At 71.5% G+C, this 20,867-nt stretch carries 15 protein-coding genes and 1 pseudogene; 7 read left to right on the forward strand and 9 right to left on the reverse strand.

What is annotated here, in order from left to right; translation table 11 throughout:
* Nucleotides 1–139: 139 nt before the first annotated feature.
* Nucleotides 140–876: pseudogene (locus tag M1E25_RS22095) on the reverse strand (IclR family transcriptional regulator); the annotation flags it as partial.
* A 138-nt stretch (nt 877–1,014) separates the two neighbouring features.
* On the opposite strand from M1E25_RS22095, the gene M1E25_RS22100 reads away from it, so the two are divergent.
* Together M1E25_RS22100 and gdhA are read left to right on the forward strand one after the other, a co-directional pair.
* Nucleotides 1,015–2,838 carry an AMP-dependent synthetase/ligase gene (locus M1E25_RS22100; RefSeq protein WP_251418449.1) on the forward strand — a complete coding sequence of 608 codons (1,824 nt, stop codon included), beginning with the start codon at nt 1,015–1,017 and terminating at the stop codon, nt 2,836–2,838.
* Between the two features lie 113 nt (nt 2,839–2,951).
* Complete coding sequence (gdhA, locus tag M1E25_RS22105; RefSeq protein WP_251418451.1) at nt 2,952–4,331, forward strand: NADP-specific glutamate dehydrogenase; 1,380 nt, start codon at nt 2,952–2,954, stop codon at nt 4,329–4,331.
* Nucleotides 4,332–4,399: 68 nt separating this feature from the next.
* Here gdhA and M1E25_RS22110 read toward each other — a convergent pair whose 3' ends face one another.
* The 4 genes from M1E25_RS22110 to M1E25_RS22125 are packed head-to-tail and all read right to left on the reverse strand — an operon-like array spanning nt 4,400 to nt 8,730.
* Nucleotides 4,400–5,299, reverse strand: a complete 900-nt coding sequence (locus M1E25_RS22110; RefSeq protein WP_251418453.1) for a carbohydrate ABC transporter permease — start codon at nt 5,297–5,299, stop codon at nt 4,400–4,402.
* Nucleotides 5,286–6,398 (reverse strand): carbohydrate ABC transporter permease, encoded by a 1,113-nt coding sequence (locus M1E25_RS22115; RefSeq protein WP_251418455.1) that lies wholly within the window; start codon nt 6,396–6,398, stop codon nt 5,286–5,288. The genes M1E25_RS22110 and M1E25_RS22115 overlap by 14 nt, the downstream gene beginning before the upstream one ends.
* Nucleotides 6,399–6,403: 5 nt before the next feature.
* On the reverse strand, nt 6,404–7,657 hold the full coding sequence (locus tag M1E25_RS22120; protein WP_251418457.1) for a sugar ABC transporter substrate-binding protein: 1,254 nt from the start codon (nt 7,655–7,657) through the stop codon (nt 6,404–6,406).
* A 26-nt stretch (nt 7,658–7,683) separates the two neighbouring features.
* Nucleotides 7,684–8,730, reverse strand: coding sequence for a LacI family DNA-binding transcriptional regulator (locus M1E25_RS22125; protein ID WP_251418458.1), 1,047 nt, complete (start codon nt 8,728–8,730; stop codon nt 7,684–7,686).
* Nucleotides 8,731–8,864: 134 nt separating this feature from the next.
* Between M1E25_RS22125 and M1E25_RS22130 the strand changes: the two genes are divergently transcribed.
* Nucleotides 8,865–11,009, forward strand: a complete 2,145-nt coding sequence (locus M1E25_RS22130; RefSeq protein WP_251418460.1) for an amylo-alpha-1,6-glucosidase — start codon at nt 8,865–8,867, stop codon at nt 11,007–11,009.
* 12 nt (nt 11,010–11,021) lie between these two features.
* On the opposite strand, the gene M1E25_RS22135 is transcribed toward M1E25_RS22130, so the two are convergent.
* On the reverse strand, nt 11,022–12,332 hold the full coding sequence (locus M1E25_RS22135; RefSeq protein ID WP_251418462.1) for an MFS transporter: 1,311 nt from the start codon (nt 12,330–12,332) through the stop codon (nt 11,022–11,024).
* Entirely contained in the window at nt 12,329–12,943 is a 615-nt protein-coding gene (locus M1E25_RS22140) for a winged helix-turn-helix domain-containing protein (RefSeq protein ID WP_251418464.1), read from the reverse strand. Before M1E25_RS22140 ends, M1E25_RS22135 begins: the two co-directional genes overlap by 4 nt.
* A gap of 282 nt (nt 12,944–13,225) precedes the next feature.
* Here M1E25_RS22140 and M1E25_RS22145 point away from each other — a divergent pair, with 282 nt between their 5' ends.
* Nucleotides 13,226–14,311, forward strand: a complete 1,086-nt coding sequence (locus M1E25_RS22145) for a S1 family peptidase (protein WP_251418466.1) — start codon at nt 13,226–13,228, stop codon at nt 14,309–14,311.
* Between the two features lie 85 nt (nt 14,312–14,396).
* On the opposite strand, the gene M1E25_RS22150 is transcribed toward M1E25_RS22145, so the two are convergent.
* Nucleotides 14,397–15,077 (reverse strand): DUF2238 domain-containing protein, encoded by a 681-nt coding sequence (locus M1E25_RS22150; RefSeq protein ID WP_372501289.1) that lies wholly within the window; start codon nt 15,075–15,077, stop codon nt 14,397–14,399.
* A 147-nt stretch (nt 15,078–15,224) separates the two neighbouring features.
* Between M1E25_RS22150 and M1E25_RS22155 the strand changes: the two genes are divergently transcribed.
* On the forward strand, nt 15,225–16,649 hold the full coding sequence (locus tag M1E25_RS22155) for a DUF2252 domain-containing protein (RefSeq protein ID WP_251418467.1): 1,425 nt from the start codon (nt 15,225–15,227) through the stop codon (nt 16,647–16,649).
* A 126-nt stretch (nt 16,650–16,775) separates the two neighbouring features.
* Nucleotides 16,776–17,198 (forward strand): DUF7144 family membrane protein, encoded by a 423-nt coding sequence (locus tag M1E25_RS22160; RefSeq protein WP_251418468.1) that lies wholly within the window; start codon nt 16,776–16,778, stop codon nt 17,196–17,198.
* 138 nt (nt 17,199–17,336) lie between these two features.
* Here M1E25_RS22160 and M1E25_RS22165 read toward each other — a convergent pair whose 3' ends face one another.
* On the reverse strand, nt 17,337–17,720 hold the full coding sequence (locus tag M1E25_RS22165; protein WP_251418469.1) for an RNA-binding S4 domain-containing protein: 384 nt from the start codon (nt 17,718–17,720) through the stop codon (nt 17,337–17,339).
* 705 nt (nt 17,721–18,425) lie between these two features.
* Here M1E25_RS22165 and bglX point away from each other — a divergent pair.
* On the forward strand, nt 18,426–20,720 hold the full coding sequence (gene bglX, locus M1E25_RS22170; protein ID WP_251418470.1) for a beta-glucosidase BglX: 2,295 nt from the start codon (nt 18,426–18,428) through the stop codon (nt 20,718–20,720).
* The last annotated feature ends 147 nt before the right edge of the window (nt 20,721–20,867 follow it).

Here is a 20,867-nt window from a genome sequence, read left to right on the forward strand (position 1 = left end):
TCGCTGAGGGGACCTCGTGGCGGAACACGCTGTTCCGCCACGGCTCGAGGCGATCCCCAGACTCGTGACCTGTGCCACGCGCCCACAAGGGCCCTTCCGCCGGGCGGAAGCGGTGTCGCGCATCAGAGCCCCGGCCCGCCGGCTGCCAGCCCAGCGCCCGGGATATGCCGCGAGCGGCGACCCGGACCACCGGGACCAGCGTGTGATGCGGGTGCTCCGCCGGGATGACCACCGACACCGCCGCGGCCACGCCGCCCTCGGCGTCCCGGACCGGTGCGGCCACCGAAACGGCGTCGTGGGTGATCTGGCGGTCGCTCACCGCGCACCCCGTCCGGTGGACCTCGGCGAGCATGCGCCGCAGCTGCGCCGGGTCCCGCACGGTGAACCGCGTGAACACCTCCAGTGGCCGCGCGCACACCTCCTCCTGCACGTCGGCGGGACTGTGCGCCAGGAGCACCAGGCCGACGCCCGTCGCGTGCAGCGGCCACCGGGCTCCCACCCGGCTGCGGACGCCCACCGCCGAACGGCCGGAGATCCGCTCGATGTAGACGACGTCCTGCCCGTCGCGCACGGCGAGCTGCACGTTCTCGTGGGTCGCTTCGTACAGGTCCTCCAGGAACGGCATTGCGCGCTCCCGCAGTCCCACCCCTCGCGGCGCGAGAGCCGCGACCTCCCACAGCCGCAGGCCGATGTGGTAGCGCCCGTCCTCGCCGCGTTCCAGCGCCCCCCAGCGGGTGAGCGAGCCGACGATGCGGTGGGCCGTGGACAGCGGCAGCCCCGCTCGCCGGCGATCCGGGTGAGCGTCAGCGCGGGCGAACCGAGGTCGAACGACTCGAGCACCGCCAGCAGACGGTCGGCAGCGGATCGTGACGGCATCGCAGCCCCCAGGCCGGTCCTCACCGGACGCGCCGGGTGCGTGTCCGGTAGGGGCGCGGTCACGCCCCGGAGTTCCCGCAGCGGTAGCCGACCGGATACGTTACGCGCACCCGCATCCATCGCTGCCGAGGACCACACGTGTCAGAGATCACTGTGCCCGCCCTGGCGACTGCTCCTCAAGTCGGCGGGCTCGCCGACGCCGTGTTCGAGGGTGCGGACCAGCAGCCGGGACGGGTGCAGCTCGGGCGCAAGGCCGGTGACCGCTGGGAGGACGTCACCACAGCGCAGTTCCGCGACCAGGTGATGGCCCTGGCCAAGGGCCTGCTGGCACAGGGCATACGCTTCGGCGATCCGGTGGCCATCATGTCGCGTACCCGCTACGAGTGGACTCTCTTCGACTTCGCGCTGTGGACCATCGGCGCCCGTCCGGTTCCCGTGTACCCGACCTCGTCGAGCGAGCAACTGGCCTGGATCCTGCACGATACCCGGGCCATGGGATGCGTCCTCGAGGACGACGACCACGCGATGACGCTTGCCGCGGTGATCGACCGGGTGCCCTGGCTGACCCGGGTGTGGCAGCTGGACGCCGGTGCGGTGGAACACCTGGTCGCGGACGGCGAACGGGTGGCCGACAGCGTCGTGCACCGGCACCGTCTCGCCATCAAGCCCGATGCTGTCGCCACCGTCATCTATACCTCGGGCACCACGGGCCGCCCCCGTGGATGCGTGCTGACCCACTCCAACTTCATGGCCGAGTGCGACAACCTCATCGCCCGCTGGCGCTCGCTGTTCGAACCGTCGGACGGTGATCAGCCGTCCACCCTGCTGTTCCTGCCGCTCGCCCACGTTTTCGGGCGCATGGTGGAGGTGGCGGCCGTGCGGGCGGGAGCGCGGCTGGCCCACCAGCCGGAGATGGCCGTCGCCGCGTTGCTGCCCGACCTCCGGTCGTTCCGGCCGACGTTCGTGCTGGCTGTGCCGTACGTCTTCGAGAAGATCTTCAACGCCGCGCGGGCGAAGGCCGAGGAGGAGGGGAACCTCGCTGTCTTCGACCGTGCGGCCGACATCGCGGTGCGTTTCGCGGAGGCGCGGGAGCGGGAGGCCCTGGGCCTCGGGCCGGGGCCCGGAACGGCGTTGCGCATGCAGCACCTGCTCTTCGACCGGCTCGTCTTCTCCAAGATCCGCGAGGCGATGGGCGGACGGGTGCGGAACGCGGTCAGCGGCGGCTCCACCATGGGCCGCCGCCTCGGGCTTTTCTTCGACGGGGCCGGAGTGACCATCTACGAGGGTTACGGCCTGACCGAGTCCAGCGCCGCGGCGACGGCCAACCCGCCGGGCCGGGTCCGTTTCGGCACGGTGGGTACCCCGGTCCCCGGCGTCTCGCTGCGGCTGACGGACGACGGCGAGATCCTGCTGCGGGGCGACACCGTCTTCTCCGGGTACCTCAACGACACCGAGGGGAGCGCCGAATCCCTGCGCGGGGGCTGGCTCCACACCGGTGACCTGGGGTCCATGGACGAGGTGGGGTATCTCACCATCACCGGCCGGAAGAAGGAGATCATCGTCACAAGGAGCGGCAAGAGCCTCTCGCCCGCTCTGCTGGAGGACCGGGTGCGCGAACATCCGCTCGTCGAGCAGTGCATCGTGGTCGGCAACGACCGGCCGTACGTGGCCGCGCTGGTGACCCTGGACCACGATGCCACGGGGCACTGGCTCAAGCTGCGGGGCAAACCGAAGCTCACCCCGCGCGAACTCGTCCGTGACCCCGAGTTGGAGGCCGAGATCCGCCGTGGGGTGAGCGCCGCCAACACCCTGGTGTCCACTGCCGAGTCGGTGCGCAACTTCCGCATCCTGCCGGGGACGTTCACCGAGGAGGCAGGTCTCGTGACCCCGTCGCGGAAACTCCGGCGCGCTGTCGTCGAGTCGGCCTACGCCGAGGAGATCGAGGCCCTGTACGCTCACTGACCTCCTGGTTCCGCCGTGCAGTACCCGCAGACACCGGATTCGGATGCCTTCGAACCGGGCAGCCGGATGACGGGAGACCATCCCCGACCCCGATGCACAAGGAGCGTGATCCGATGCCGGCTCCGATCGACCGGAGGGCAGCCGCAGGGCATTCCCGCCCTGGCCCGGACGCCGTCCGCTCGGAGATCCTGCGGCGCAATCCCGGCGAGCCCGAGTTCCACCAGGCCGTCCGCGAGGTACTGGAGTCGCTGTCCCCGGTCCTGGAACAGCGCCCCGAATACCTGGATGCCGCACTGCTGGAGCGCATCTGCGAGCCCGAGCGGCAGCTGATGTTCCGGGTGCCCTGGACCACCGACTCCGGCAAGATCCGGGTGAACCGCGGGTTCCGCGTCGAATTCAGCAGCACGCTGGGGCCGTACAAGGGGGGTCTGCGCTTCCACCCGTCGGTCGATCTCGGCGTCATCAAGTTCCTCGGCTTCGAGCAGATCTTCAAGAACGCGCTCACCGGGCTGAACATCGGCGGCGGCAAGGGTGGCAGCGACTTCGACCCCAAGGGCCGCTCCGACGCCGAGATCATGCGCTTCTGCCAGTCGTTCATGACGGAGCTGCACCGGCATCTCGGGGAGCACACGGACGTGCCGGCCGGCGACATCGGCGTGGGCGGCCGTGAGATCGGCTACCTGTTCGGCCAGTACAAGCGGATCACCAACCGCTTCGAGTCGGGTGTCCTCACCGGAAAGGGCCTGGCCTGGGGCGGATCGCAGGTGCGCACCGAGGCCACCGGGTACGGCACCGTGCTGTTCACCGCGGAGATGCTGGCCGCCCGCGGCGAGTCCCTCGACGGCCGGCAGGTGACGGTCTCCGGCTCCGGGAACGTCGCCCTCTACGCGATCGAGAAGGCCCAGGCCCTCGGCGCCAACGTGCTCACGGCCTCGGACTCCGCCGGCTGCGTGGTCGACGAGAAGGGCATCGACGCCGCACTCCTCAAGCAGGTCAAGGAGGTTGAGCGGGGCAGGATGTCCGACTACGCCGAGCGCCGCGGACCGTCCGCCAGGTACCTGCCCGGCGGGAGGGTGTGGGACGTGGCCTGCGACGTGGCACTGCCGTGCGCGACGCAGAACGAACTCGACGAGGACGCCGCGCGCACCCTGGTCCGCGGCGGCGTGATGGCGGTCGCCGAGGGCGCGAACATGCCCGCCACACCGGAGGCGGTCCGCGTCTTCCGTGAGGCCGGCGTCGCCTTCGGCCCGGGCAAGGCGGCCAACGCCGGCGGTGTCGCGACCAGCGCGCTCGAGATGCAGCAGAACGCGGGCCGCGACTCGTGGACGTTCGGGGTGGCCGAGCAGCGGCTGACCGAGATCATGCGGGACATCCACCGCTCGTGCCACGAGACGGCCGAACGCTACGGCGCGCCGGGCGATTACGTCCTCGGCGCGAACGCCGCCGGCTTCGAACGGGTCGCCGATGCGATGCTCGCCCAGGGCCTGGTCTGAGACCGGGACCCCGATGAACGCCACGGGGCGGCCGGCGCTCGCTGCGCCGGCCGTCCCCGTCGCCGTTCTCATTCCTTGACGGAACCGGAATTGGCCCCGCGGACGAAGTACCGCTGGAAGCAGAAGAACAGCACTGCGACCGGGATGGTCGACAGCAGTGCCGCCGTCAGCTTCAGCGGGTACTGCGTACCCTTGCCGAGCCCGCCGGAGACCACACGGGCCAGCCCGGTGGTGAGCGTCTCGAACTCCGAGGACTGGGTGGACACCAGGAAATGTGTGAACTCGTTCCAGGAGCCCTGGAAGGACAGGATCGTCAGGGTGATCAGCGCGGGCCGCGCCATCGGCAGCACCACGGACCAGAAGATGCGGACGATCCCCGCACCGTCGATCCTGGCCGCCTCCTCCACCTCACGCGGAACGGACTCGAAGAACTGCTTCATGATGAAGATCCCGGCCGCGTCCACGAGCAGTGGAAACACCATCGCGGCGTAGGTGTCGAAGATGCCGAACGTGTTCAGCACCAGGAACTTCGGGATGAGCAGGACCACCGGAGGCACCGCCATGACCCCGATGACCAGTGCCGTGAGCATGCCGCGCCCCCGGAACCGCAGCCTCGCCAACGCGTAGCCCGCCATCGAGTTGAACAGCACCCGGCCGGCGGTCACCAGCACCGCGACCAGTGTGCTGTTGCCCAGCCAGCGGGAGAACGGCACCCCGTCCCCGCCGGCGGCCCCGAAGAGCTGGTGGTACGCGCCGGGAGTCCACGGCGACGGAATGAGCGACAGCGGCCGGGAGGCCGCGTCCGGGTCGGTCTTGAAGCTCGTGACCACCTGCAGCACGAACGGCAGTGCATAGAGCAGGCCGAAGGCCAGCACCAGTGCGTAGCCGGTGAGCCGCACCGGGCGCGGCAGCCGCGGAAGGATCGGGCGCTCGACGGAGGATCCCCGGAGTTTCTCAGCGACCGGCACGGCGCACCTCCGTCCGCGGACCGCGTTCACGGAGCGCCCAGCGCTGGAACGCCGTCAGCACCAGGACAATGGCGAGCAGGATGAAGGCGATCGCGGCTCCTTGACCGTAGTCGGCGTCCTCGAAGCCCGAGGTGTAGGAGAGGAATGCCGGGGTGAGAGTCGTGTTGCCGGGCTCGCCCTGCCCCATCACATAGACCTGGTCGAAGACCTGCCAGGTGGAGATGAGCCCGAGGGTGAGCACCAGGAACAGCACCGGGCGCAGCGCGGGAAGGATCACGTGGAACAGCATCTGCCGCCGGTTCACCCCGTCCAGGGCGGCGGCCTCCTCGAGTTCGCGCGGGATGTCCTGCAGCGCGGCGAGGAAGATCAGCATGAACGTGCCGGACGTCGTCCAGACGGCCAGCACGATCAGCGTGCTCATGGCCACCGAGGGACCGGCCAGCCACTCCGACCAGGCGAGTCCCATGAACCCCTCGCCCGGGGCCGCGGCACCGGGGGCCACCGAGTCGACGAGCCCGAGCCCGGACAGCAGGACCCGCAGGACACCGCGGGAGTCCGCGAACCAGTTCGGTCCCTGGACACCGATCCAGGACAGCATCCGGTTGATCGCGCCGCTGCCCTGGAAGAGGAACAGGAACACGGTCGACACGGCGATCGAACTCGTCACCGACGGGAAGAAGAACGTCGTGCGAAGCAGCCCGCGCCCGCGGAGCAGGCGCTGGTTGACGACGATCGCCAGGGTGAGGGCGAGCGCCGTCTGCAGCGGGACCGTCAGCAGCACGTAGTAGAGGTTGTTGCGCAGCGAGGTGGCGAACAGGGTGCGGTCCAGACCGTCCTCGGTGAGCAGGTTGCGGTAGTTGTCCAGCCCCACGAAGCGCGCGTCGGCCGTGAACGGGTTCGACTGGCCGTCCCAGTCGAGCAGGCTGACCCAGGCCGCCATCAGGATCGGCAGCAGCAGGAACAACCCGAGCACGGTGACCATGGGGCTGACGAACAGCCAGCCCCACAGCCCCTCGCCCCGCCGGAGGTTGCGGGTGCCCGGCTCCGGGGACCGGGGCGCCCGCCGCTTCGGCGGGCGCTCGATGACGTCGGCGGTCACGGTGCTCAGTTGCCCTTTCCGACCTTGTTCTCGCCGTTGCGCTGGAGCGACGCCAGCAGGGCCTTCGGGTCCCGCGTGGCCAGGGAAGCCAGGTCCGTGTTGAACTGCGCCAGCACCTTGTTCGAACCGGCGACGGTCACCGGCCCCTGGGCGTAGGCGCTCCCCGCCACCCAGGCCGCGCTCTCCGGGTGCTTCTGCGCGTACGTCTTCAGGGCGCTGGTGCGCGAGGGCATCAGACCGGTGGCGTCGGCGGCCGTCAGCTGCTCCTTCTGCGAGGTCAGGAAGCGGACCAGGTCGACGGCCGCCTTGCGGTGGGTGCTGTTAGCGGCGACGCCCCAGCAGTTGCTGAACGCCAGTGTCGCCCTGCCCTTCGGGCCCGCGGGGAGCTCGGCGATGTCGTACTTCACGTCCGGGAAGTCCTGCTTCATCGCGCCGGCGAGCCAGTTGCCCTCGATCGTCATCGCGGCCTTGCCCTTGCCGAACGCCTCACCGGCCCAGCCGGCGTCCACCTGGTTCGCGTACTTCATGGATCCGGAGCGCAGCATCTTCTTCACGAACGCCAGCGCCTTCGCGTTCTGCGGCGAGTCGGCGGTGATCTTCGTCTGCTTCTTGTCGGTGACCCAGCCGCCGGCCTGCTTCATGAACGCCCCGAGCCGCTGGTACTCGTTGGACGTGACGAGCCCGGTCACGTCGCCCTTGGTCAGCTTGTCGGCGGCCTTCTCCAGTTCCTCCCAGTTCTCCGGGTAGTCGGCCTCGGTGAGACCCGCCTTCTTCCAGAGATCCGTGTTCACCGCCAGGCCCAGCGTCGAACTGTCCTTGGGCAGGCACACCAGCTTGCCGTCGTAGGTGAACGACTGCCGAAGCTCGGCGGAGAAGGCTTCGGCATCCGGTACCTGATCCCCGTAGGCGTAGAGGGAGCCGCCCTTGGCGTAGTTGGCGAACTGGTCGGAGTTCACATAGAACGCATCCGGCGGGCGGTTGCCTGCGAAGGCCTGCCCGAGCTGCTGGTTGATGTCCTTCGCGATCTGGACCTCGACCGTGTTCCCGGACTTCTTCTCCCACGCCTTCGCGGCCTTCTCGACCGCGGCCGTCTCGGCGTTGCCGGAGGTCGCTATCAGAACTTTCAGGTTCTGGGCGCCCTTGTCGTCCTGCGCGGGGCCGTCCTTCGCCTTGTCGAAGCCGCTGGAGCAGCCGGTGACGGCGGCCACGAGCACTGCCGCGCAGAGGGCAGCGGTCGCCGCGTTCGTACGAGTGGGCATGTCTCTCCTCCTGGAGGTTCGGGCGTTCACAGTGGGGCAAACGTGCTGTCGCGTACGACGAGCGAGGGGGCGAGCAGGACGCGTTCGGGGGTCCGACCGGTGTCCTCCACCCGGCCGAGCAGCAGCCGGATGCACTCCCGGCCGACGTCCTCGAGCGGCTGGCCGATGCTGGTCAGGCCGGGCGAGACGAGTGAGGCGGCCGGCGAGTCGTCGAAGCCGGTGACGGACACCTCACGCCCGGGGGCGGCGCCGCGTTCGCCGAGCGCCCGGTAGCAGCCCAGCGCGAGCGTGTCGCTGGCGGTGACCACCGCGGTCGCGCCGGCGTCCAGGAGCGGCACGGCTGCCGCGGCGGCGCTCGGCACGTCGTCGGTGCTCTCGGCCCGCCGGCCGCGCACGGGCAGCCCGTGCCGGCGCATGGCGCGCAGCCATCCCTGGGCGCGGTCGTCCCCGGCCCCCGAGCCGCGCGGCCAGCCCAGGAAGGCGATGCTGCGATGGCCGAGAGCGGCCAGGTGTTCCACGGCGGCGTCCGTCCCGGCAGCGCCGTCGACGTCCACCCAGTCCCCGGTCTCCCGGCCGGACCAGACCCGGCCGAAGGCGACGAACGGGATGCCGCGCTGGTCCAGCCAGCGCTGCCGCCGGTCACCGCGGTGGGTGTCGCTGAGCACGAACGCGTCCACCCCGCGCTCGCCCAGGAGTTCTTCGTAGACCGCGAGACTGTCCGGGCCGGCGGGGGAGGCGAACAGCAGAATCCGGTAGCCGGCCTCGTCAGCCGTGGCGGAGAGGGCGTGCAGGAAGCGGTCCAGGATCGGCGACGAGCCCCCGGAGGCGGCCGACCGGATGCCGTAGCCGATGAGCCGGCTGGTTCGGGTGCGCAGTGAACGGGCGGCGCGGTGCGGGCGATAGCCCATCTCGTCGATCGTGCGCAGCACCCGCTCCAGGGTCTCGGGGCGCAGCAGTTCCGGGGTGTTCAGCGCGTTCGACACGGTCTGTGTGGAGACGCCCGCCCGCGTGGCGACCATGGCCATCGTGACCTGGCCCGACCTCGAAGGGGACGGGTGGCTGCTCGCGGGCATGACCGGGTCTCCGTTGTTCGCCTGCCGGACGGGTGTTGGAGCGATCCAATTCGTCGCCAAGGAGCCCTTGACCTCGGCCGTGAGCTCATTGGAAAGTGGTTTGAACGATCCAATGAAAGAGAGGTTGCGCCTCCATGGACACCACTGTCAAGGCCCCGGACGGCGCCGGATCCGACGCGGCCGCCGAGGCGCCGGCCGGACTCCAGCCCTTCCTCCACGACGCGCAGATCACCGTGTGCGCCCCCGGTTTCGCCGTCTCACGGAGCGACGGACGGATCGGCAGCGGCGCCGACGGCTTCTACCACGGAGACCGGAGGATCCTCTCCCGGCTGGAGACCTCGGTGGTGGGCGTGGAGACGGCCCCCATCTCCGGCGAGACCGCGGGAGCCGGCCGGGCCGCCTTCCGGTCCGTCCTGCGCGGGGTGGCCGAGCACTCGCCGGACCCGGCCGTCACCCTCGAGCGGCGGCGCACCCTCGCCGACGGCCGTATGACGGAGAGCTTCACGCTGGCCAACGCCGGACGCAGCGGCGCGCACATCCGGCTGCGGCTCCACGCGGCGACCGACCTCGGCACCATGGACGCGGTCAAGAGCGGACGGACCGGGACGCTTGCCACTGCCGCAGCCGGCGACGACGGGCTGACCTGGTCCGACGGCCGGCTCACCGTGCGCCTCGGCGCCTCGCCGGCTCCGGACGCCGTCACCGCCCCCTCCGACGGGCCCGCCGAGCTCGCCTGGGACGTCGAACTGGCCGCCGGCGAGAGCTGGGAGGCCACCGTCGCCGTCACCGCGGACGACCGTGACGACGCGGCCTTCCACGCCGCTCCCGAACAGGTGCGCACCGCCATGTGGCAGGACGCCCGGCTGCGAAGCGCCGACCGCGGCCTCGACCACTGGTTCGAGACCTCCCGCCGGGACCTCGCCGCCCTGCTGCTCACCGATCCGCAGGACGGCCGGGACGCGTTCCTCGCCGCCGGCGCCCCCTGGTTCCTGACCCTCTTCGGCCGGGACTCCCTGTGGGCCGCCCGCATGCTCCTGCCGCTCGGCCCCGACCTCGCCGGGGGCACGCTGCGCACCCTCGCCCGCCGCCAGGGCGGAGTTGTCGATCCGGACACCGAGGAGCAGCCCGGCAAGATCCTGCACGAGGTGCGGCGCGACGGCCTCAACCAGGGCGAACTCGCCCTGCCGCCCTGCTACTACGGCACCGTCGACGCAACGCCGCTGTGGATCACCCTGCTCCACGACGCCTGGCGCTGGGGCATGCCCGCCGACCAGGTTGAGGCACTGCTGCCGCACGCCGAAGCGGCCGCGGAGTGGATGGACCGTCACGGCGACGCGGACGGCGACGGGTTCCTCGAGTACGTCGACACCACCGGGCGCGGCCTGTCCAACCAGGGCTGGAAGGACTCCGGCGACGCGGTGCGCCACCGCGACGGACGGCTCGCCGACGCTCCGATCGCCCTGTGCGAGGTGCAGGCCTACGCCCACGAGGCCGCGGTGAACACCGCAGCCCTGCTGCGGGCCTTCGGCCGCCCCGGCGCCGACCGCTGGGAGGAGTGGGCCGACCGGCTCGCCCGCCGCTTCCGCGCCCACTTCTGGGCCGAGGACGCCGACGGCCCCTACCCGGTGATCGCCCTGGACCGCGACAAGCAGCAGGTCGACGCGGTCACCTCCAACATCGGTCATCTGCTGGGTACCGGCCTGCTCGACGCCGAGGAGAGCGCCCACGTCGCCGCCCGGCTGGGCGGCCCGCACCTGGACTCCGGATTCGGGCTGCGCACCCTCGCTGCCGACTCCGTCGGCTTCAACCCGCTCGGCTACCACACCGGTTCGATCTGGCCGCACGACACCGCGGTGGCGGTGCACGGTCTGGTCCGCGCCGGACAGCACCGGGCGGCCGCGTCGCTGGCCGAGGGGCTGATCGCCGCCTCGGCCGCGTTCGACGGCCGGTTGCCGGAGCTGTTCGCCGGACACGGCACCGCCGGCGGCCCCCGTCCCGCCCCCTACCCGGCGTCCTGCCGGCCGCAGGCGTGGGCCGCCGCATCGTCGGTGCTCGTCCTGCAGTCCATCCTCGGCCTGGAGGCGGACGCGCCGGGCAACCGCCTGATCGTCGACCCGGCGATGTCCTCCGCCTACTGGCCGCTGCGTGCCGAGGGCTTGCGCCTCGCGGGCCGGGACTTCCGGGTCGCTGTCGACGGCGACGGGGCGCCGCGCGTCGAGGGCCTGGGTGCCGAGGCGGGGGAGACGGCCGTGGAGGTGCGACTGCCCGGCGCCCGCTGAGAGGCCGGCCCGTCAACGGGGGTGCGGAGGGGACTCCTTGCGGGAAGTTCCCTCCGCGCCCAGAACAGGGCCTGTCCGGCTCGTCGGAAGATCCCGCACGCGCCCCACCGGTGAGAAGAGGAGGATCAGCGCGGCCAGGGGCACCCCGGCCGTCATGATCCACATCGCCTCCCGGAGCCCGAGGGCCGCGCCGAGCATCCCGCCGAGAAGTGCTCCGGGGGGCAGGGCCCCGAAGTTGAGGAATGCGGTGCTCGCGCTCACGCGGCCGAGCAGCTCCGGCGGGCAGTAGCGCTGCTGGAAGCCCGCCTTGACGACGTTCCCGGCGACCACACCGGCGGACACGCACAAGCCACCGGTGACGAAGAACCATGTCCTGGGGCCGTCGTGGGTCAGCGGGATCAGCAGCGCGAAGGCGGGGAGGCCCAGTTGGCACAGCAGCATCGCGCGGGCCGTCCCGAACCGGGCGGCAACCCGGCGGGCGGCGAAGGCGCCGGCGACACCACCGGTGCCGGTCGCCGCGATGAGTGTGCCCACGCTGCCGGGGGACAGGCCGGCCTCGCGCACCAGGAACGCGATGAGGATGGACTGGTAGCCCATCAGGGCGATGTTCGACGTCGCACCGAAGAGCGTCAGGGTACGCAGCCAGGTGTCGCCCGCCACGAGCCGCAGGCCCGCGGCGACTTCCGCGGCCAGCGCCCCGGTCCGGCGCCCGGTCCGGGGGACGCGCGGCTCGCGGTGGCGGATCCGAAGCAGGCATAACGCGGATATCAGGAAGGCCGACGCGGTGGCGGACAACCCGTTCACGGCACCGGCCCATTGGGCGACGAGCCCTCCGGACCCCTGACCCGCGATCTGGGCGGCGGACGCGCTGCCGTGCAGTTTGGCGTTGCCCTCCGGCTGGTCCTCGGGGGCGAGGATGCTCGGCAGGTACGCGCTGTAGGCGGTCTTGAAGAAGACGGCTGCGCTGCCCGCGAGCAGCGCTACGGCGAGAAGCAGTCCCACACCGAGTACGCCGGCCGCCGCGGCCACCGGAACGCACGCGAAGAGCAACAGCGACGCGCCGGCCGAGACCAGCATGACCGGACGGCGGCGCAGCCGGTCCACCCACGCGCCGGCGGGCAACCCGATGATCAGCCACGGCAGCCAGGCGAAGGCGCTGATCAAGCCGACCTGGAGCGTGCTCGCCTGCAGCGTGGAGACGGCCACCAGCGGCATGGCCAACCCGTTGACCGAGGTGCCGAACTGCCCGGCCGTCTCACCGCACCACAGCATGCGGAAGTCGTGGTGCCTGCGCAGCAGCCCGCCTCGCGCGGAGCCGGTCATCCGGCGCTCCCCTCCTTCCGGGGGAAGGCCTGGAGCTGCACGATCACGGGCAGGGCGTCCGACGGGTGTGCGGCGTCTGGCCCGGCGGCGGCGTGCCGGGCGATCACAGTCGCCAACTCGTTGTTGAACTGCTTCAGTTGGGCCGGAGTCATCCGCAGGTCGTGCCAGTCGGCGATGGTGCCGGCGCCGCGCCAGTCCTCAGGCCAGTCCTCGGCGAGGTAGGTCTCGATCCGGCCGAAGAGCTGCTGGAGCAGTTCGTGCATGTAGACGGACAGGGCGCCCCGGGTGGCCGGGTCGTGGCGGAAGTCCGCGGTGTTGAGTGTCTTCTTCGCGTCGACAGCCCGCCACCAGCGTTCCCGCTTGGTTCCTCGCCCGGTGTCCTCCTCGATGAAGCCGTGGTGCGCCAGCTGGCGAAGGTGCCAGCTGACGGTGCCGGTGTTCTCTCCGAGTTGCCCGGAGAGTCCGGTGGCGGTCGTCGGACCGTCGAGGGCCAGCAGGTCGAGGATGCGCATCCGGAGGGGATGCGCCAGACCGCGCAGGCTGCGGGCGTCGATGCGCCGGACCGGCCGCGGCGGCTCCGTCCCGTCGGGAGGGTTCGTCAAGGAGGGCATGCGGCCACGGTACAGGTGCAGAGAACTCTTTGCAGAGAAATCTCTGCATTGTTCCCCGGTCGCCTTCCCGGTAGGGGGCCGGAATGGGTCACCCGAACGGTTCGCCCTGCTCGGTGCCCCAACTCGCCCTGGAGGGAGGCCTCGTGAGGATCGCATCCCACCGGTCTGCGGGCCCAGCGATGGCGGCCCCCGCATTCCTTCGGTAGTCATCTAATGACTCTACGTACATGTCGGGTTCGTGCGCCCCGTGCCGGGCCCGTCCTTCAATGGAGGTCTCAGACCATGCCCCGACGCATGAACCGGCGCACCACGGCCATAGGCGCGGGGGTGGCGACCCTGCTCGCCACCGCGCTCACGCTCTCCACCACCGAAGCCGGCGCCGACCCCAGCGCGACGCCCGTGCCCGACCCGGGCCAGCTGTCCCTGAGCTCCGCCCAGCGGATCGCCGGCGGACTCTCCGACGACCTCGGCGACCGCTCCGCCGGCTGGTACTACGACTCCGGCGCCCAGCGGCTCGTCGTCAACGTCCTCGACCGGGACGCCGCCACCGCCGTCCGCGCCCAGGGAGCCGAGGCCCGGATGGTCCCCCACTCCCTCGCCGACCTGGACGCCGCGAAGCGGACGCTGTCCGACCGGGCCGCCATTCCCGGCACCGCGTGGTCCTCCGACCCGCGGGTCAACAAGGTCGTCGTCACGGCCGACAGCACCGTCACGGGCACGAAGCTGGGGAAGCTGCGAACGGTCGCCGCCGGGCTCGGCGGCAAGGTCGCGATCAAGCGGATGAAGGGCGAACTCAAGCCCGTCCTCTCGGGAGGCGACGCCATCTACGGCGGCGGCTACCGCTGCTCGCTCGGCTTCAACGTCCTCAGGAGCGGCCAGCCGTACTTCCTGACCGCAGGTCACTGCGCCGAACTCGCGGACAGCTGGTCCTCCTCGCCCAACGGTCCGGCCGTCGGGGCCACGGAGGGCAGCAGCTTCCCGGGCAACGACTTCGGCCTGGTCCGGTACACGGCCGACGTCCCCCACCCGAGCGAGGTGAACCTCTACAACGGCAGAAGCCAGGACATCACCGAGGCGGGTGACGCCAGTGTCGGGCAGCGGGTGAAGCGCAGCGGCAGCACCACCGAGGTCCACTCCGGCACGGTCACCGGTCTCAACGCCACGGTGAACTACCAGGAGGGCACCGTCACCGGCCTGATCCGGACCAACGTCTGCGCCGAGCCCGGGGACAGCGGCGGCCCGCTGTTCGCCGACTCCACGGCGCTGGGCCTCACCTCCGGCGGCAGCGGTGACTGCCGCTCGGGCGGCGAGACGTACTTCCAGCCCGTCACCGAGGCCCTCGCCGCCTACGGCGCGGAGATCGGCTGACGGCTGACGACATCCCCGCAGCACAGGTTCCGGCCCCCGGCAGCGCATGCCGGGGGCCGGAACCCGTCCGCGGTCGCGGACCCGCTCAAGCGCGCGGAGGACCGGAACCGCGCCGGGCCCGGCCCAACGCTCCTCGGTCCGCGTCCTGTGCGAGCCCCGCGAGCTGACGGTCGTGCACCCGGCTGAGCGTCAGCAGGGCGACGACGGCGCCGGCCAGGGCGCAGCACATGTCCCACTGGGTGTCCCAGACGTCCCCCTGGGTGGCCAGGAAAGCATCGGCCCCGCTGCCGCCGACCAGCGCCGCCCACCACTCCAGCAGCTCGAAGAAGGCGCTGAAGGCCAGACAGGCGCACACCGTCAGCGGCGACAGCCAGCGGCTGCCGCCCAGCGGGGAGGTGCGCACCAGCAGCTCACGGACCAGGACCGCCGGCACGAACCCCTGGGCCAGGTGCCCGATCCGGTCGTACGGATTGCGCGACAGCCCCAGCACCTGCTGAAGCCAATCGCCGAAGGGCACCTCGGCGTACGTCCAGTGGCCCCCGGTCATGAGCAGCAGGGCGTGCAGGGCCAGCAGGACGCACAGCAGCCCGGTGAACCGGAAACGCCGCCACACCACCACGGCGACCGGCAGGCCGACGAGCCCCCACACCGTCTCCAGCAGCCAGGTGACCCGGTCGCGCGGCTGTATCCCGGACACCACCAGCATCACGAGGACGGTCAGGGGCACGGCGGCCGGCAGCGTACGGCGCACGGTTGTCCCGGTCATCGGTCCTCTTCCCCCAGGCCGTCTGCCTCGTCGGCACCGCGCACCCCGGCCGCGGGCACGCCCAGGCTAGAGACCTGCCCGCACGGGCTCAAGAGTGCGGCCACCGGCCCGGGGTGCGACCATGGAGCAGTTCGGGAGGCTCATGCCATGGACGACGAAACCGGCCTCGGACCCGACCGGGGTGTGCCGCCGGCAGGACCGGGCGAGCGGGCCGAGCGGGGCAGAGCGGCACGGAAGGCCGCGCCCCGGTCGGCACATGCCGATTACGCCCCCGCGCCGGGGCGGCCGGACCCCTTGGACGTGATCGAGGAGCAGTCCCGCGCCCGGCTCCCCGACCTCGTGCCCGTCCGGTACGGACGCATGGCCGAGTCCCCCTTCCGCTTCTACCGGGGCGCCGCCGCGATCATGGCGCAGGACCTCGCCGGCACCCCGCAGTCGGGGTTGCGTGCGCAGCTCTGCGGAGACGCGCACATGCTGAACTTCCGGCTGCTCGCATCACCGGAAAGGCGCCTGGTCTTCGACATCAACGACTTCGACGAGACGCTGCCGGGCCCGTGGGAGTGGGACGTCAAACGGCTCGCCGCGAGCCTGGTCATCGCCGCCCGGGCCAACGGGTTCGACGACCTGGAACGCTCTTTCATCGTGCGGGCGGCCGTGCGGGCGTACCGGGAGGGCATGCGCCGGCTCGCCGGCATGGGCCATCTCGAGGTCTGGTACTCATCCGCCGAGTTCGGGCAGCTCGGCCACCTGCTCTCCTCGAAGCTGCGCAAGGGCGAGCGGGAGCGGCTGACCAGGGCCGCGGCGAAGGCGCGCAGGCACGACAACCTTCAGGCCTTCGGCAAACTCACCGCCGAGGTCGACGGCGAGCGGCGTTTCGTCCCGGACCCGCCGCTGCTCGTCCGGCTCGAGGACCTGCTGCCGGACGTCGAGCGGAACACGCTCGAACTCGGCATCAGGGACCTGATCGACCGCTACAGCCGCACACTGGAGTCGGATCGCCGGCATCTGGTGGCCCAGTACCGGGTGGTCGACGTGGCGCGCAAGGTCGTGGGGGTGGGCAGTGTGGGCACCCGCTGCTGGATCGTGCTGCTGCTCGGCCGGGACGGCCGGGATCCGCTGATCCTCCAGGCCAAGGAGGCGGACCGGTCGGTACTCGCCCCCTACGCCGGCGAGAGCGTCCACAGCAACCACGGCGAACGCGTGGTGTGCGGACAGCGGCTGATGCAGGCGACGAGCGACATCTTCCTGGGCCGGCAGCGGGTGCACGGCATCGATGGACGCCAACGCGACTTCTACGTACGGCAGTTGCGCGACTGGAAGGGAATCGCTCAGCCGGACCTGATGGAGCTCGACACGATGCGCGCGTTCGGCGAGGTGTCCGGTGCGACGCTGGCGCGCGCCCACGCGCGGTCCGGCGACCGGATCGCCATCGCCGCCTATCTGGGGCGCAGCGATCGCTTCGACCGGGCACTTGCCGAGTTCGCAGAGAGCTACGCCGACCAGAACGAGCGCGACCACGCGGCGCTGAAAGAAGCGGTCCGCACCGGTCGAGTGGCGGCGGAGACGTTGTGATGCGGCTCCCGGCCGTGGTCCTGCAGGCCCGAGATGCCGGACGGCGCAACCCGTGGAAACCTGAAATCGAAGGCCGCGCCCCCGGTCCACCGGTTGGGTGCGGATCGGTCCACGAAGGAGCCCGACATGGCCACTCACGCAGGGCAGCACCCCGGCCGATATCAGCAGCACCGCGGCGCAGTGGCCGGATGGACCATGACCGCCGCCGTCCTGCTGGTCGTGGGCGGGGCGATGGCGATCTTCGAGGGGATCGCCGCCATCGCCAAGGACGACATCTTCGTCAGCACCGCCAACTACACGTACCAGTTCAGCGTTTCCGGCTGGGGCTGGGTGCACCTCTTCCTCGGCATCGCGGTCGTCCTCGCCGGGTTCGCGCTGATGACCGGCGCGATGTGGGCGCGGGTCGTCGGTGTCGTCGTGGCGGGCCTGAGCATGATCTCCCACTTCATGTTCCTGCCCTACGCCCCGGTCTGGTCGATCGTGCTGATCGCCGTGGACGCCTTCATCATCTGGGCGCTCTGCGCGCCGAGAGCGGCCCTCGGGGATTAGCCGGAGGGCGGGCGTACTTCGCCGGTGCCCGGGGCCTCCACCCCGTGGGCACCGGCGTTGCCGTTCCCGGGACAGGTGGGCGCGGATGACGTGGCCTCCGCCGGCAGGGCGCCGGTTCGCGGGCCGGCGGCCGATGGCTCAGTGGTCGCGGAGATGATCGTGCAGGCGCTCCCACTCGCGCCGGTCGCGCTTGGTGGGTCGTCCCGCACCCGGATCACGGCGGCCGACCGCTCCGGCCTCGCGGGGCTGCTCCGGCGGGCTGTTGTCGACGTAGCACTCGACCGCGACCGGAGCCCCGACGCGCTTGCGCACCACCCGGGACACCACGACGATCCGCTCCCGGCCCAGATGCCGCAGCCGCACCTCGTCACCGACGCGAACGGCATGCGCCGGCCGCACCCGCTCGCCGTTGAGGCGCACATGGCCGGCCCGGCAGGCCGCGGCCGCCTGGGAGCGGGTCCTGGTGAGCCGCACCGACCAGATCCAGCTGTCCACGCGCGCGGTCTCCTCGCTCGGGGTCATGTTCCGACTCTACGGCGTAACCCGGTGGAGTTTCCGGGTACCGGACAGGGCCCGGTGCCGTGACGGGATGCGCCCGGACGGAGGCGAACCTCCCCGTTGCGTGCGAGAGGACCGCGCAGCCGAGGAGCGGCGGACACGGGACGCGGCCGTCCGGCCCCGGTGGGTCACGGGATCGGCAGTCCCGCACGGCCCTGCTGCGGAGACCCGCAGACGGCGCGAAGTGCCGTTCCGCCACCTTGGGTTCAGGCTGTTCACGGGGGATGCGAGACTGCCCGGATGACTCCTGCACGCCGCCCCCTCGGCACCGGACCCAGCCGGGCTTCGACCACTCTTCCGCCGGCTCGCGGCGCGACCGCGGCCGAACGCGCCGTGTCCGCCCCGGGACCGGCCGAACCCGAACCGGAGCGTCCCACCGGGCGCCGCAGCCTGGGTGACGGGCCGCAGCCCGATGCGTCTCCTGCCGGGCCTGAGGACGGTGGGTCCTCCGCGCCGTCCTGAGCGGGGTGCCCGACGCGCACCGCACGCCGCTGCACCGACCGGCGCAGCGGCGTGCGGCAGCGACGTGCGGGCCGGCGCCCGCGCCCGCCGGAACCCACGTGTTCTCTGCGTCAGCACTTGACCCGGCCGCACCGCGCATCTAACTTCTGGTCAACTCTTGATCGACTGTGCCCGATGCACGCCGAAACTCCTTCAAAGGATGAAGACATGGACGGTGTCCGACGACGTAGCGTGCTCGGCGTACTGGGGGGTGCGGTTGCCGTCGGCGGCGTTGCCGGCAGCGCCCCGGCGCAGGCCGCCGGACCGGCGAACCCACCCGAAGCGGTGGCGCGACGCTCCGCCCGGCCCGGCCCGCACGAGGCGAAGGTCCGGCAACTGCTCGGCCGGATGACCGTCGAGGAGAAGCTCGGCCAGCTTCAGCAGCTTCCCTGGGCCTACAACACCGGCCCGGGCGGTGGGCAGACCAAGGAGGCCGAAGAGGCCGCACGCAACGGCCGGCTCGGGTCGGTCCTCAGCATCTTCGGAACCAAGAGCAGCAACGCCCTGCAACGCATCGCCGTCGAGGAGTCCCGGCTGGGAATTCCCCTGCTCTTCGGCCTGGACGTCATCCACGGCTTCTGGACCACCTTCCCCATCCCGCTGGCCCAGGCAGCGAGCTTCGACCCGGACGTCGCCACCCGGGACGCCGAGGTGTCCGCGAAGGAGGCACGCTCCAACGGCGTGCACTGGACGTTCGCACCCATGATGGACGTGACCCATGAGCCCCGCTGGGGCCGTATCGCCGAGGGCAACGGCGAGGACCCGTACCTGACTTCGGTGTTCACCGCAGCCAAGGTCCGCGGCTTCCAGGGCGACGACATCGTGGCCGACGACCGCCTGGCCGCCTGCGCCAAGCACTTCGTGGCCTACGGCGGCGCCGAGGGCGGACGCGACTACAACACGGTGGACGTCTCCGAGCAGCGGCTGCGAAACCACTACCTGCCTCCGTTCAAGGCCGCCGTGGACGCCGGCGTGGCCACGGTCATGGCGTCGTTCAACACCATCAGCGGCGTTCCCGCACACGGCAACACGCACGCCCTCACCGACATCCTCAAACAGGAGTGGGGATTCGACGGGTTCGTGGTCAGCGACTGGACCGGCGTGCACGAACTGATCGCACACGGTTTCGCCGCCGACGGTGCCGATGCGGCCCGGCTCGCCCTCAACGCCGGTGTGGACATGGAGATGACCAGCACCGATCTCGCCGAACACGGCAAGAAGCTGCTGCGCAGCGGGAAGATCGAGATCGGCCGGCTCGACGACGCGGTGGCGCGCATCCTGCGCCTGAAGTTCGCGCTCGGACTGTTCGAGAACCCGTACGTCGACGAGGACGCCGCCGTCCCCGAGCCGACCCCTGCCGCGCGCAAGGCGGCCCGGGAGGCCGCCGCCCGCTCGATGGTGCTGCTCAAGAACGACGACAGGACGCTCCCGCTGAAGCGGACGACGTCCTCCATCGCGGTCGTCGGTCCGCTCGCCGGCTCCAAGGACATGCTGGGTGCGTGGACGTTCCCCTTCGCCACCAAGCCCACGGACACGATCCTCGACGCGATCAAGGCCGCGGCACCCGGTGCGAAGGTCGCCCACGCGCAAGGCGTCGACGCCGAGGGCAAGGACACCGGCGGGATCCCCGAGGCCGTATCCGCCGCCAGGGCGGCCGACTTCACCGTGGTCGTGGCCGGCGAACCCGCCGCAATGAGCGGTGAGGCCGCCTCCCGCAGCGACATCACGCTCCCCGGAGCGCAGGAGAAGCTCATCGCGGCCGTCGCGGAGATCGGCAAGCCCTTCGCCGTCGTGCTGCTGAACGGGCGGCCGCTGGCGCTCGGTGACTGGATCGCCGACGCCCCCGCGGTCCTGGAGGCGTGGCACCCCGGCATCGAGGGCGGGAACGCGGTCGCCGACGTCCTGTTCGGCGAGGTCAACCCCGGCGGCAAGCTCCCGGTGACCTTCCCCCGGACCGTGGGCCAGGTTCCCGTGTACTACAACCACGAGAACACCGGGCGCCCCTTCGACAAGGACAACAAGTACACGTCCAAGTACCTCGACCTGGCCCACGGGCCGCAGTTCGCCTTCGGCCACGGCCTGAGCTACACCGGGTTCGAGGTCGGAGAGCCGCGGCTGAGCACCTCGCGCATCAGCGCCGGAGCCCTGCGCAAGGGCGACACGGTCGAGGTGGCCGTCCCGGTCCGCAACACCGGTGACCGCGAGGGCGACGAGGTCGTCCAGCTCTACCTGCGCGACCCGGCCGCGAGCATCGCCCAACCCGTGCGCAGGCTGCGCGGATTCCGCAGGGTCACCGTCGGAGCGGGCCGGTCCACCACCGTCCGGTTCCGGCTCGGTGCGGATGACCTCGGGTTCTGGACGAATGCCGAGGACGGACGGCTCGTGGTCGAGGAAGGCGTCATCGAGATCTACGCCGGCAACAGCTCCGAGACGACCGCGAAGCAGATCCTGACCGTCACCTGATCCCCCGGGGCGGGGGCGGCCCGCACGGACCGCCCCCGCCGCGCTCCCGGAATCCTCCCGCATCTGTTCGATTCCTTGCCCAACGGGCTGCGCCCAGCGGGCCGATGAGGAACACTGCACACCGGGGGGAGGCCGGGGAGGGCCCGC

The organism is Streptomyces meridianus (genome assembly GCF_023703325.1).
GTDB classification, from domain to species: Bacteria; Actinomycetota; Actinomycetes; order Streptomycetales; family Streptomycetaceae; genus Streptomyces; species Streptomyces meridianus.

Coding starts and splice junctions, on each gene's coding strand:
- M1E25_RS22125 (WP_251418458.1), bottom strand. CDS start 8,730: ATGCCCGCGAGCAGCCACCCGTCCCCTTCGAGGTCGGGCCAGGTCACG.
- M1E25_RS22120 (WP_251418457.1), bottom strand. CDS start 7,657: ATGCCCACTCGTACGAACGCGGCGACCGCTGCCCTCTGCGCGGCAGTG.
- bglX (WP_251418470.1), top strand. CDS start 18,426: ATGGACGGTGTCCGACGACGTAGCGTGCTCGGCGTACTGGGGGGTGCG.
- M1E25_RS22165 (WP_251418469.1), bottom strand. CDS start 17,720: ATGACCCCGAGCGAGGAGACCGCGCGCGTGGACAGCTGGATCTGGTCG.
- M1E25_RS22155 (WP_251418467.1), top strand. CDS start 15,225: ATGGACGACGAAACCGGCCTCGGACCCGACCGGGGTGTGCCGCCGGCA.
- M1E25_RS22145 (WP_251418466.1), top strand. CDS start 13,226: ATGCCCCGACGCATGAACCGGCGCACCACGGCCATAGGCGCGGGGGTG.
- M1E25_RS22130 (WP_251418460.1), top strand. CDS start 8,865: ATGGACACCACTGTCAAGGCCCCGGACGGCGCCGGATCCGACGCGGCC.
- gdhA (WP_251418451.1), top strand. CDS start 2,952: ATGCCGGCTCCGATCGACCGGAGGGCAGCCGCAGGGCATTCCCGCCCT.
- M1E25_RS22140 (WP_251418464.1), bottom strand. CDS start 12,943: ATGCCCTCCTTGACGAACCCTCCCGACGGGACGGAGCCGCCGCGGCCG.
- M1E25_RS22135 (WP_251418462.1), bottom strand. CDS start 12,332: ATGACCGGCTCCGCGCGAGGCGGGCTGCTGCGCAGGCACCACGACTTC.
- M1E25_RS22160 (WP_251418468.1), top strand. CDS start 16,776: ATGGCCACTCACGCAGGGCAGCACCCCGGCCGATATCAGCAGCACCGC.
- M1E25_RS22150 (WP_372501289.1), bottom strand. CDS start 15,077: ATGACCGGGACAACCGTGCGCCGTACGCTGCCGGCCGCCGTGCCCCTG.